We start from the raw sequence: 12246 nt of genomic DNA on the forward strand, positions 1-12246 counted from the left end.
TATTACTTCTGACACTTCTTACAAAAAAAAGTATTTCTCTGTCCTATGACTAGGCTTTGTATTTCTGTTTTGCAAATATGACAAGGCTCTTTAGCTCTACCATACACATTCAGTTGCTGGGTAAAGTATCCAGGTTTACCTTCAGTATTCTTATAATCTTTAAGTGTTGTTCCACCTTCATTTATAGATTTTTGGAGGATCTTTTTTATAGAAATCACTAGTCTATCGGCTTCTTTTATTGTGATAGTATTAGATTTTCTAGTTGGAAGTATACGACTGTCAAAAAGAGCTTCCGAGGCGTAAATATTACCCACACCAACAACAATATTATTATCCATTATAGTTTGCTTTATTTTTCTTGAGGTTTTATTTAGTTTAGTCGATAAATATTCGCCGTTAAAATCTATAGTTAGAGGCTCTACTCCATGAGTTGCTAAAACTTTATGTTCTAGTGGGAGAGGAGTATTATTGATTAACCAATAGCCAAATCTACGTGGGTCGTTATAAATTAGGCTTAATTGGTCACTTAAGCTTAAAATAATATGGTCATGTTTAGTGTGTTCGTAGGTTAAAGAATTTTTTATTTTAATTACACCAGACATACCTAGGTGAATAATTAGTTGTAAATCTTCCTCTAGAAAGATTATCAGATGTTTTCCTCTCCTTTGTACATCTTTTATTAGTTTATTTTTTAATCCATACAACGCTTTTTTATCAACAGGGTACCTCAACTTTTCAATATTTATTTGTATACTTCTAATAGCTTTGTTAACTATGCTATTTAATAAACCTCTTTTTACAGTTTCTACCTCAGGTAACTCTGGCATAAAATCAACATTAGTTATAAAATTAGAGCTACTATATGATAACATATTAGCCGTAGTTAGTTGTAAGTAACACAGGAGAAATATGCATTTAAGTCAGCTAAAATCCTCTATACACAAAAGGTTAAACCAGAAATATATCTACAGCTGTAACCAGGATATAGACTTTAAAAAACTCAATGAAACTTCAATTGTTATTGCTAATGACACATCAATAATTTCAGTGCTAGCACTGAAAACTTATTTACCACAGATGCATATAACGGTATTAAATACTTTTGATGATAGAGCAAAAGGTCTTGAAAACCTGCTTAGAAAAAATAATATAAATTACATTGAGCATATTAGTTTTTGGGACCGTAATAGTCTACTTTTTGTAAATAATAATTTTATATCTCAAATTGATCAAAATAAAAATAGATTTATATTATCTATCTGTGGTCCAGAAATGCCTCATTATTCACAACGTAAAAATCTAGATAGGCAGGTTTTTTTTGATATTACGGAGTTAAAAAGTTTAAAAACATTGATAGAAGAGTTTGAGGATCTATCAATAAAAACTTGGGAAAAATATTTATGTTTACTTAAACCACCAGCGGAAATATGGTTTAGGCAAATGTTAAATGCTAAAACTAATAAAGTTATAAGTGATACTACAGGAGTTTGTTTAAATGGCTATAAATTTGCAACTGCATCTATAATTATGGTTAAACAACTTCAAAAACTCATTCCTAAAGAGCAAAATGTTGGTATTTGTTTACCCACTAGCGCAGGCGGCTATTTGGCGATTTTGTCTTTGCTTATGAGTGCAAAAACAATCGTTAATCTTAATTATACAGCTTCGGAAGAATCTTTAAGACATGCCATAATAAATGCCGGAATCAAAACGATAATAACCTCTAGAGCATTTGTTGAAAAGCTTAAACACAAGGGATTTTTCGTTGAAGAGGTTTTTTCTATGTGTAAGATTTTATATTTAGAAGATATAAAAGATCAGGTATCAAAATTTGAATCTATAAAAACATTTTTGTCAACTAAAATATTTTCTCCAAATTTACTTGTTAAAAAGTATATTAAACCAACAAAGCTTGATGATTTGGCATTTATTATCTTTAGTAGTGGGAGTGAGGGTATCCCCAAAGGAATAGCTATTAAACATAAAAACTTGTTAGCAAATGTTTACCAAAGCACTTTAGTTATTGAGTGCAAAGAGAGTGACTCAGTTGCAGGTATATTACCTATATTCCACGCTTTTGGTTTGACTATTTCTTTAGTTTCTTTTTTTCAAGGTGGATATATTTCTTGTCATCCTGATCCTACAGATGCTAAAGGAGTTGCAAATTTGATTAAAAAAAATAAAGCAACAGTTTTGTGTGCAACTCCAACATTTTTGAGGATTTACACTAAAAGTAAGTCTGTTAGAAAAGAAGATTTTGCTACCCTAAGACTTATAATAACGGGTGCTGAAAAGCTTTCTAGAGAAGTTCGCTCCATGTTTGAAGATAAATTTGGTAAAGTTATTAATGAAGGATATGGTACCACAGAGCTATCGCCAGTTGCTGCAGTAAATAGACCAACAAAAGCTCCAAATAAAATTGGTACAGTCGGCCTAACAGTTCCAGGAGGGCAATTCAAAATTATCCACCCAGAATCACATGAAGAGCTACCTTTAGGTACAGAAGGCATGATTATTTATCGAGGTGTTAATAAGATGGATTATTACCTTAATGATTTTGCTAAAACTAGAGAGGTTATGATAGATAAATATGGATATACTTGGTATATAACTGGTGATAAAGGTAAGATTGATGGTGAGGGATATCTAACGGTTGTTGATAGATATTCACGATTTGCTAAGGTGGCAGGTGAGATGATTAGTTTGGGATTGCTAGAACAGCAAGTTTATGATGCCTTACGTGAAAAAGGTTATGATTCTCATGAGATAGATTTTGAGGTTTTAGCTGTAGCTACAGCTGACTCTAAACGTGGTGAGATTATTAACTTACTTTATACTTTAGAAGAACTAGAGCCTAATCAGCTCAAAGATATAGTAGTAAGATACTCAAATATAGAGAATCTATATAAACCGTCAAATTACTTTAAAGTAATATCAGTACCAAAGCTTGGTTCGGGAAAAACTGACTTTTCTAAAGCAAAAAAACTCACTAATGAGCTACTTAAGGTCTAGGATGCATTTTTCGGTATTATTGCAGGAATCTATAGAAGCTTTAAATATTAAGCCTGAAGGAATTTATATAGATGCTACTTTCGGTAGAGGTGGCCATTCTAAGGCTATTTTAGATAAATTAACTACAGGAAGTTTGATTGCTTTTGACAAAGATTTAGAAGCTATAGAGTATGCTAAAAATAACTTTCATAAATATGATAACTTTAAAATAATCCACTCTAGTTTTACAAATATTTACGATTACTGTTATAAGCAAGGTTTCCTTGGAAAGATAGATGGCGTTATTATAGATTTGGGAGTATCCTCCCCGCAGCTAGATAATGCTAATAGAGGGTTTAGCTTTATGCATAATGGCCCTTTAGATATGCGTATGGATGCTACTCAAGGGCAAACAGCTAAAGATGCATTAGAAACTTTAACAGTAGAAGAATTAGCATATATTTTTAAAGTATATGGTGAAGAGAGGTTTGCTAAGAAAATTGCATTAAGGATCAAAGAATATATAAGCCTAAATGGCTCTATTAACACTACATCTGAGTTGGCTGAGGTAATAAGAAAAACTATTGGTCAAAGAGAAAAAAAAAATCCAGCTACTAGATGCTTTCAGGCGTTACGTATCTACGTTAATAATGAGCTTAAAGACTTAGAAACCTTATTAGATAATGTGTTAGACATTTTAGAAGTTGGTGGTAGGATAGCAGCTATATCTTTTCACTCATTAGAAGATAGAATAGTAAAACAAAAGTTTACTAACCTGATAAATCCTAAAGTAGAAAGCAATAGAATTAGCCGTATGCTTCCACAAGATGAGAGCGTAAAAAAATTTAAGTGGGTCGTTAAAAAGGCAAAAGCAACTGAAGATGAATTAGATGAAAATGTACGCTCAAGAAGTGCTATTTTGAGGGTGGTAGAAAAGTTATGATGTTAACAAACCGACAAATCAGAATAAAACTCTTTGAATCACTTAGAAACAGTTTTTTTAAAAAAACTGTTATTATATCATTTGTACTTTTGTTTATTTTACTTGTTACAGCTTTTAGTCTTATAGTTATACGCTTTGAATACAAGTTGCAGGTTAATGAACAAAAAGAGTTGATTGTAGAGAAGACTAGACTAGATGAACAATGGAGTCAAATAGTTTTAGAATATAGTTCTTTAGCTACACCAACAGCAGTGGAGAATTTTGCTCAAAAAGAACAAATGTCTTTACCAACAAAAAACGATATCAAATTTTTAAATGAGGGTGTAGATGAATAACTATCGTCCTAAGATAAGGCATCTTGTTATTATACTTCTTTTGATAAGTAGTTTTTTAGTTTTGTTTTTTAAGCTTGTATATATGGAAACAGCACAACACCAAAAATTAAAGCAAGAGGGTGATAACCGTAGTGATAGAAGTATCGATATTAAGGCTTATCGAGGGATTATTTTAGATAGAAATGGTGATCCTCTAGCGATAAGTACTCCAGTTGATACTATTTGGGTAGACCCTTACTATATAAAATCGTCAGACTCAAGTTTACATAAGGTAATGGATATTTTAGGGTTATCGCAAAAAGAGCAAGATAAGGTAAGAAGTCAGGTTAAGGTTAGAGAAGGTCGAAGTGGATTTGTTTATATAAAAAGAAAAATTCAACCATATCTTTCACAACAGATTAAAAGTTTAGATATTACAGGTATCCACGTAATACGTGAATTTAAGCGTTATTATCCATTAGCAGAAGTAGCAGCGCATATAATAGGTTTTACAAATGTTGATGGTAAAGGTCAAGAAGGTTTAGAACTTCAGTTTAATAAATTTCTTACAGGTAAAAATGGTTATTTTGAATATAAGAAAGATTTAAAAGGTGGGGTTGCTTCGAAGGTTGAAGATAAATTTATTGAACCCAAAAACGGTAATAATTTGCAGTTGAGCATCGATTCGAGATTACAATATGTAGCTTATAAATACCTCAAAGAAGGAATAATCCAAACAAACTCTGATGCCGGTTCAGTTATTATAGAGGACATACATACAGGTGAAATATTGGCGATGGCTAATTATCCTTCTTATAATCCTAACACAATGGCAGATGCTTATCCTGATAGCCGTAGAAATAGAGCAGTAACAGACGTTTACGAGCTTGGCTCGGTTATGAAAGCATTTGCTGCAGCAACAGCGCTTACTTATGGTGATAATGTTACACCTGATGAGCCTGTAGTGAATACAAGTCCTGGGTATTATCGGATAGGTAAAAATACAGTAAGAGATTCTAGGGATTATGGCGATATTAACTTAAGACATATTTTAATGAAATCAAGTAACGTTGGTATATCCAAGCTTATCCTGGAGTTGGAAGAGCCTGCTATATTAGAACCCTCTTTGAGAGATTTTGGGTTTGGAAGTAAAACAGGTATAGAGCTTCCTGGTGAGCGAGATGGTTTTGTGCCAATTAAGGATAAGTGGGGAGATTTTCAGTTGGCAACCTTATCTTTTGGTTATGGTATGAACGCTACAGATTTACAGCTTGTAGTAGCAACCTCAACGATAGCAAATAATGGAGAGTATATAAAACCTACTATTCTTAAAAGAATGTCTAAAGATAGCATAGATACCCGTCCTATAGTTTCAGAGAAGGTTTCCCAACAAATGGTCAGTATGATGCAATCTGTAGTAGAGGATTTAGGAGGCACTGGCTCAAAGGCAGAAATTCCTCTTTATCATATTGCAGGAAAAACTGGTACGGCACGTAAACTTTCTGGAGGAACATATGGAGCAAATTATTTGGCAAGTTTTATTGGTATAGCTCCAGCAAGTGATCCTCAAATAGCTATAGCAGTTACTATAGATAACCCAAAAGGTGATAACTATGGAGGTGGAGCGGTAGCGGCTCCATTATTTGCTAAGGTAGCATTAAGTAGCTTACAGATCTTGGGCATTAAGCCTGACAAGATCGTTAAGTAGTCCTTTGTTTTTATTGTCCAATAGTATATAATTATCCATTGGTAAACTGTTCCTTTGTGCGGTTTATTTGATGTTAATTTAGAAACAAACGGAGAAAATAAGTTATGTTAACAACTCAAGATAAGCAAAATATAGTAAAAGAAAATCAAAGATCAGAAGGTGACACAGGTTCGCCAGAGGTTCAAGTAGCGCTTTTAACAGCTAGAATTAATGATCTTCAAAATCATTTTGCAAAGCATAAAAAAGATAATCATTCAAGAAGAGGTCTTTTAAGATTAGTTAGTCAACGTCGTAAATTATTAGACTATCTTCATGATAAAGATGTAGAAAGATACCGTAGCCTAATTGATAAACTAAACCTACGTAGATAATAATCGGTAATTCATCTAAAATTTCTTCATCACATATTAAAGAAATATCAAAAACATAAGGTTAAACTGTGAAAATATATAGAGAAGTCTTTGAATTAGGGAATAAAAAGATCACCTTAGAAACTGGTGGCATGGCTCGTCAGGCAGATGGTTCTGTAGTAGTTAGTTGTGGCAATAACGTTGTACTAGTAACTACAGCAGTCAAAAAAACTGTAGCAGATGGAGCAGACTTTTTCCCTCTTTCTGTACACTATTTAGAAAAGTCGTATGCAGCTGGAAAAATTCCTGGAGGGTTTACAAGAAGAGAAGCTAGACCTTCTGAGGAGCAGATTCTTATTTCTAGACTTATTGATAGATCTATTAGACCATCATTTCCAGATGGCTTTTTTAATGAGATCCAAATAGTAGCTACAGTTATCTCTTATGATGGTAGTTTTTCACCGGATATATTAGCTTTGATTGGAGCATCAGCTTCTTTGGCTATATCTGGGGCACCTTATGATGATGTTGTAGCTGGTATTAGAGTAGGTTATGTTAATGGTAAATACATTCTAAACCCTAATAAAGAAGATTTAAAAGAATCAGCTTTAGATTTGGTGGTTTCTGGTACAGATGATGCTATTTTAATGGTTGAATCTGAAGCAAAAAGCTTGCCAGAAAGTGTAATGTTGGGAGCAGTTCTATATGGACATAAACATCTTAGAACTATAATTTCGTCTATTAATAAGCTAGTAAAAGTAGCTTCTAAACCACGTATGGAATATAGGGTTTATGAAATCAATCAAGTTCTTAAGCAACAGATTCAATCTAATTTTTTTGGCGAAATTAAAAATGCTTATACAGTAGCTTCTAAGCAAGATAGAAATATTAAATTAGCAGAAATTAGAAAAAATGTATTAGAACATGTATTTTCTAATGATATTGATAGCAATGAATATACTGAAAAAGAAATTATAGAAGCGTTTCATTCTATAGAAAAAGATCTAGTAAGATCAAATATCCTTGAAGGTAAGCCAAGAATTGATGGCAGATGTACGGAAACAATCCGTCCAATAAACGTAAAAACGGGCATTTTACCAGGTGTTCATGGTTCTGCTTTGTTTACTCGTGGGGAAACTCAAGCTCTTGTAGTTACAACACTAGGCAGCGATAGGGATGCGCAATTAGTTGAAAGTTTAGATGGTGTTGAGAAAGCCAGATATATGCTTCATTATAATTTCCCACCGTATTGTGTTGGTGAATGTGGTATGGTTGGGATGGCACCAAAACGTCGTGAAATTGGTCACGCTAATCTTGCTAAGCGTGCTACTAATGCAGTATTTCCTAATGAGGAAGTTTATCCATATGTTGTAAGGATTGTATCTGAAATATTAGAGTCAAATGGTTCAAGTTCTATGGCAACAGTATGCGGTTCATCGCTTTCAATGATGGATGCTGGTGTTCCTATAGCTGAGCCTGTAGCTGGTATTGCTATGGGACTTATTAAAGATGGTTCAAGATATGCAGTTTTATCTGATATTTTAGGAGATGAGGACCATTTGGGTGATATGGATTTTAAAGTTGCTGGTACTAGGTATGGTGTCACAGCTTTACAGATGGACATTAAAATAAAAGGTATTTCAAGAGAAATTTTAGAACAAGCTTTAGAGCAAGCAAGAGTTGGTAGATTACATATTTTAGGTATAATGAATGAGGTTATAAGAGAACATAAAGAAGATGTTTCATCTGGGGCTCCTCAAATTCATATATTGAATGTTAATCCTAGCAAAATAAAAGATATCGTTGGTCGTGGAGGCTCTACTATAAAAGCAATAATAGAAAGAACGGGTGCTCAAATTGATACAAATGATACTGGTGAAGTTAAAGTTTTTGCAAAAAATAAAAGTTCTCTTGACATGGCAGTTAAAGAAATAGAAGCTATTGTAGCAGAGGTTGAAGAAGGACAAGTTTATAAAGGTAAAGTTGTTAAAATCTTAGAATCTGGAGTGTTTGTTAACCTAATGGGTGATAAAGATGGTTATTTATCTTTCCAAGATATTGAACAAACTGGTATTAAATCAAACTCTATAATTGAAGGTCAAGGTCTTGAAGTTATAGCGCAAAATATAGATAGAAATGGTAGAGTTAAACTTTCTCTAGTAGCAAGGTAGTTTTATGAGTACAGAAGTTCAAAGTGTTGATCCTATTAATTTTACAGATGCAGCTTCATTAAAGGTTAAAGAACTTATAGAAGAAGAGAAAGATGATTCTCTTAGTTTGAGAGTTTATATAACAGGCGGTGGATGCTCAGGTTTTCAGTATGCTTTTGCTTTTGATAATGAGATAAAAGAAGACGATATTGTTATTACTAAAAATGGAGTTAGGCTTTTAGTTGATTCGATGAGTTTTCAGTATCTAGTCGGTGCTGATGTAGACTATAAGGATGATATTGAGGGAGCGTACTTTGTTATTAGAAACCCGAATGCGAAAACTACGTGTGGTTGTGGGTCATCTTTTTCGGTGTAATACTACACATGCTCATAATGTTTATAAATCTTAATTTGGAATTTTTATGAAGATTGCTGATTTTGAAGTTGGAAATGGTAAGCCATTTTTTTTAATGTCTGGACCGTGTGTAATAGAATCCGAGCAGATGGCTATGGATACAGCCGGATATCTTACAGAGGTAACAAAAGAGTTAGATATAAATTTTGTCTATAAGTCATCCTTTGATAAAGCTAATCGTTCATCTATCGATAGCTTTAGAGGTTTAGGAGTTGATAAAGGTCTAGAAATTCTTTCTAAAGTAAAAAAAACCTATAATGTTCCAGTGGTGACAGATGTGCATGAGGATACTCCTTTTGCGGAAGTTGCAGAAGTTGTTGATGTTTTACAAACCCCAGCTTTTTTATGTCGTCAGACAAATTTTATACTAGATGTGTGTAAGCAAAATAAGCCAGTAAATATTAAAAAAGGACAGTTTTTAGCGCCTTGGGATATGCAACATGTGGTAGCTAAAGCAAAATCAACTGGTAATGAAAATATAATGGTTTGTGAAAGAGGCGTTAGCTTTGGTTACAATAATTTAGTTTCTGATATGCGTTCATTAGAAATTATGAAAGCTACAAATTGTCCCGTGGTTTTTGATGCAACACATTCTGTGCAATTACCAGGTGGACAGGGTAGTGTTTCAGGTGGCCAAAGGGAGTTTGTACCAGTACTTTCAAAAGCTGCAGTTGCAGTCGGTATTGACGGTTTGTTTATGGAAGCACATCCTAATCCAGATCAAGCAAAAAGTGATGGTCCAAATTCTTTCCCAATGTACAAAATAAAAGAGTTCTTAAAGCTACTAAAAGAATTTGATTTTTTAGCAAAATCTCAACCTAAGATAGAGCTATAAGAGGAATCCTGTGTCAAATAAAGTTTTTATAATGGGAATTGTAGGAGGCTCTGGCTCTGGTAAAACTCTTTTTGCGAATACTGTGGTTGAGATGTTAGAAGCTCACCATCTTGATAAAGTTGCGGTTATTGCTGAGGATAGATATTATAAGGATTGGGGTACAATTCTTGGTCAAGAAAAAGCAGCACAAGTTAATTATGATCATCCAGATGCTTTTGATCATGCACTTTTAAAGAAAGATCTTGTAAAATTGATAAAGGGCGAAGATATTTACGTTCCTTATTATGACTATAATACTCATTCACGGGTTAGTTCTATGTCTGAGAAAGTAACAAGTGGAGTCAATGTTATAATATTAGAAGGCATTATGCTATTTAATGACCCTGAGATACTTAATATGATGGATTTTAAGGTATACATGGATACGCCATCAGATTTATGTTTTATAAGACGCTTGTTAAGAGATCAAAATGAGAGAGGTAGAACAGTAGGTAGTGTTATTAATCAGTATTTAGATACGGTTAGACCTATGCATATTAAGTTTATAGAACCCTCCAAAAGAAAAGCTGATATAATTATCCCAGATGGGGCTCAAAATAAAACCGTAATAGATATCGTTTACAATAAGGTAAAACAGTTATTGAAATAAATATTCTAAATTAAAGGAGTGTAAAGTATGGCTAGAGTAACAGTAGAAGATTGTTTAGATAAAGTAGAAACGAGATTTGATTTAGTAGTATTAGCTTCTATGCGTGCAAATAGTATTCTAAGAAGTGGCTACTCTGAATCAGGAAATGAAAAGAAAGAGAAAGCAACAGTGTTAGCTTTAAGAGAGGTCGCGGAGTCGAGAATTACTCCAGAAGAAATTCTGAAAAATGAAATTGTTGGCTAAACAAATGAGTTAAAAATATTGACATATTTGCAAAGTCCATATACAATATGTTTTTGTCGGGTGCTTAGCTCAGCTGGGAGAGCATCGCCCTTACAAGGCGAGGGTCGGGGGTTCGAACCCCTCAGCACCCACCACGACAAATTTAAAAATCTAAGTTTTAAGTCCAAAATGTTTTAAAATCATAACTTTAATTGTATTTGATAAATTTATTACATAAAATTGCTCTAATTAATTTTTTAAATTAAAATCTAAATGGGAAGATCTAGAAAAAATAATCTCAAAGATGGAATCTTTGAAGCGGAAATTATAGCATTGAGTCATGATGGTAGAGGTATAGCAAAAGTTGATGGTAAAACCACTTTTATACCTTTTACTTTACCTACTGAAATAGTCAAATTTGAATATACGTTTTCAAAAGCTAAATTTGATGAAGCTCGAGTGATCGAGTTTGTTAAACGATCACCAGATAGAATCGCTCCTAAATGTGAGTATTTTGAAAATTGTGGTGGTTGTAATCTGCAGCATATGTCATCTTTAGCCCAAATTGAGCATAAACAAAATACGCTACTTAACCAGCTGAAATATATTGGACAAGGTGTAATTCCTGAAAACATTTTACCACCTTTGCAAACAGACAATACAGAGGGCTATCGAAATAAGGCTAGGTTAGGTGTTCGTTATGTAAATAAAAAAAATAAAGTTTTAGTTGGTTTTAGAGAGCGTAATGGCAAGTTTTTAGCAGAAATTGATAAATGTATAGTTCTAAACCCTGTAATAGGAGAGAAAATAGCATATATAGCGAGTTTTATTGAAAGTTTATCTATTTATCAGCAAATAGCTCAACTAGAGGTAGCTATAGATGATTATAGAACAGCAATTATCTTTAGACACTTAGAGCCTTTTACACCTGAAGATGTTGAAAAATTAAAGGAATTTGGTGGTGAAAATAACTATTGGGTTTACCTTCAATCAAAAGGACCTGATACTATATTTAGGTTATATCCCGAAAAATCTCAAACGCCAACCCAACTTTGTTACCAACCAGCTGACGATGTAAAAATAAACTTTGAACCGAATGATTTTACTCAAGTAAATAGTGATATAAACAGAAAAATGATCAAAAGAGTTATAACTCTTTTAGATATATCAAAAGATGATTCTATCATAGATTTATTTTGTGGTTTAGGCAACTTTACACTCCCATTATCACAATACGCTAAGGCTGTTATAGGTGTAGAAGGGGAGCACGCTATGGTTCAGCGAGCTACACATACAGCAAATAACAATAACATTTCTAATGTAAAATTTTATGTTGCTAACCTATTTGAGAGTTTTGAAGATAAAGAGTGGTTCAATAGCTTTGAATATAATAAAATGTTGTTGGATCCGCCACGAGCTGGAGCCTTAGAAGTTTGTCAAAATATAGAGAAATTCGGTGTCCAAAAGATAGTGTATGTATCATGCGATACAGCGACTTTAGCTAGGGATGCTGGGATTTTAGTTAATCAAAAAGGATATAAACTAGTACATGCTGGAGTGATGGATATGTTCCCTCATACTATGCATGTTGAATCGATAGCAGTTTTTGAAAAAGCTTTTTAGTGTAGTAGGAAGAAAGATCTGAACATGTTTGTAGTAGTTGGATATC

General features: G+C 33.3%; 12 protein-coding genes and 1 tRNA gene. 12 read left to right on the forward strand and 1 reads right to left on the reverse strand.

The window, feature by feature from the left end; genetic code table 11:
* Positions 1-2 precede the first annotated feature (2 nt).
* Positions 3-827 carry a bifunctional DNA-formamidopyrimidine glycosylase/DNA-(apurinic or apyrimidinic site) lyase gene (gene mutM / locus SD28_RS03430; protein ID WP_179943832.1) on the reverse strand — a complete coding sequence of 275 codons (825 nt, stop codon included), beginning with the start codon at positions 825-827 and terminating at the stop codon, positions 3-5.
* Positions 828-909: 82 nt separating this feature from the next.
* Between mutM and migR the strand changes: the two genes are divergently transcribed.
* From migR to rlmD, 12 genes are all read left to right on the forward strand, one after another.
* Complete coding sequence (gene migR, locus SD28_RS03435) at positions 910-3012, forward strand: iglABCD operon regulator MigR (RefSeq protein ID WP_039124114.1); 2103 nt, start codon at positions 910-912, stop codon at positions 3010-3012.
* A gap of 1 nt (position 3013) precedes the next feature.
* Positions 3014-3934 carry a 16S rRNA (cytosine(1402)-N(4))-methyltransferase RsmH gene (gene rsmH, locus SD28_RS03440; protein ID WP_039124117.1) on the forward strand — a complete coding sequence of 307 codons (921 nt, stop codon included), beginning with the start codon at positions 3014-3016 and terminating at the stop codon, positions 3932-3934.
* Positions 3931-4269 carry a cell division protein FtsL gene (ftsL, locus tag SD28_RS03445; protein ID WP_039124119.1) on the forward strand — a complete coding sequence of 113 codons (339 nt, stop codon included), beginning with the start codon at positions 3931-3933 and terminating at the stop codon, positions 4267-4269. The genes rsmH and ftsL overlap by 4 nt, the downstream gene beginning before the upstream one ends.
* Positions 4262-5956, forward strand: coding sequence for a peptidoglycan D,D-transpeptidase FtsI family protein (locus SD28_RS03450; protein WP_039124121.1), 1695 nt, complete (start codon positions 4262-4264; stop codon positions 5954-5956). Before ftsL ends, SD28_RS03450 begins: the two co-directional genes overlap by 8 nt.
* A 104-nt stretch (positions 5957-6060) precedes the next feature.
* Positions 6061-6327: a 30S ribosomal protein S15 gene (gene rpsO / locus SD28_RS03455; protein WP_039124123.1), complete on the forward strand. Its 267-nt coding sequence runs from the start codon at positions 6061-6063 to the stop codon at positions 6325-6327.
* 68 nt (positions 6328-6395) lie between these two features.
* A complete protein-coding gene (gene pnp, locus SD28_RS03460) occupies positions 6396-8477 on the forward strand; it encodes a polyribonucleotide nucleotidyltransferase (RefSeq protein ID WP_039124126.1) in 2082 nt (693 codons plus the stop codon).
* 4 nt (positions 8478-8481) lie between these two features.
* Positions 8482-8832, forward strand: coding sequence for an iron-sulfur cluster insertion protein ErpA (erpA, locus tag SD28_RS03465; protein ID WP_039124128.1), 351 nt, complete (start codon positions 8482-8484; stop codon positions 8830-8832).
* A gap of 46 nt (positions 8833-8878) precedes the next feature.
* The gene (gene kdsA / locus SD28_RS03470) at positions 8879-9706 is read left to right on the forward strand and encodes a 3-deoxy-8-phosphooctulonate synthase (protein WP_039124130.1); all 828 of its coding nucleotides are present in this window, start codon (positions 8879-8881) and stop codon (positions 9704-9706) included.
* A gap of 31 nt (positions 9707-9737) precedes the next feature.
* Entirely contained in the window at positions 9738-10355 is a 618-nt protein-coding gene (gene udk, locus SD28_RS03475) for a uridine kinase (protein ID WP_234385020.1), read from the forward strand.
* Positions 10356-10382: 27 nt separating this feature from the next.
* Entirely contained in the window at positions 10383-10598 is a 216-nt protein-coding gene (gene rpoZ / locus SD28_RS03480; protein ID WP_039124135.1) for a DNA-directed RNA polymerase subunit omega, read from the forward strand.
* Between the two features lie 58 nt (positions 10599-10656).
* Positions 10657-10732 (forward strand) — tRNA-Val (locus tag SD28_RS03485).
* A gap of 118 nt (positions 10733-10850) precedes the next feature.
* Positions 10851-12200, forward strand: a complete 1350-nt coding sequence (rlmD, locus tag SD28_RS03490) for a 23S rRNA (uracil(1939)-C(5))-methyltransferase RlmD (RefSeq protein WP_039124138.1) — start codon at positions 10851-10853, stop codon at positions 12198-12200.
* Positions 12201-12246 lie beyond the last annotated feature (46 nt).

The organism is Allofrancisella guangzhouensis (assembly GCF_000815225.1).
Lineage (GTDB): Bacteria > Pseudomonadota > Gammaproteobacteria > Francisellales > Francisellaceae > Francisella > Francisella guangzhouensis.

Excerpts from the sequence above, each read along its gene's own strand:
- mutM (WP_179943832.1), bottom strand. The coding sequence starts at position 827 with ATGCCAGAGTTACCTGAGGTAGAAACTGTAAAAAGAGGTTTATTAAAT.
- migR (WP_039124114.1), top strand. The coding sequence starts at position 910 with ATGCATTTAAGTCAGCTAAAATCCTCTATACACAAAAGGTTAAACCAG.
- rsmH (WP_039124117.1), top strand. The coding sequence starts at position 3,014 with ATGCATTTTTCGGTATTATTGCAGGAATCTATAGAAGCTTTAAATATT.
- ftsL (WP_039124119.1), top strand. The coding sequence starts at position 3,931 with ATGATGTTAACAAACCGACAAATCAGAATAAAACTCTTTGAATCACTT.
- SD28_RS03450 (WP_039124121.1), top strand. The coding sequence starts at position 4,262 with ATGAATAACTATCGTCCTAAGATAAGGCATCTTGTTATTATACTTCTT.
- rpsO (WP_039124123.1), top strand. The coding sequence starts at position 6,061 with ATGTTAACAACTCAAGATAAGCAAAATATAGTAAAAGAAAATCAAAGA.
- erpA (WP_039124128.1), top strand. The coding sequence starts at position 8,482 with ATGAGTACAGAAGTTCAAAGTGTTGATCCTATTAATTTTACAGATGCA.
- kdsA (WP_039124130.1), top strand. The coding sequence starts at position 8,879 with ATGAAGATTGCTGATTTTGAAGTTGGAAATGGTAAGCCATTTTTTTTA.
- udk (WP_234385020.1), top strand. The coding sequence starts at position 9,738 with ATGGGAATTGTAGGAGGCTCTGGCTCTGGTAAAACTCTTTTTGCGAAT.
- rpoZ (WP_039124135.1), top strand. The coding sequence starts at position 10,383 with ATGGCTAGAGTAACAGTAGAAGATTGTTTAGATAAAGTAGAAACGAGA.
- rlmD (WP_039124138.1), top strand. The coding sequence starts at position 10,851 with ATGGGAAGATCTAGAAAAAATAATCTCAAAGATGGAATCTTTGAAGCG.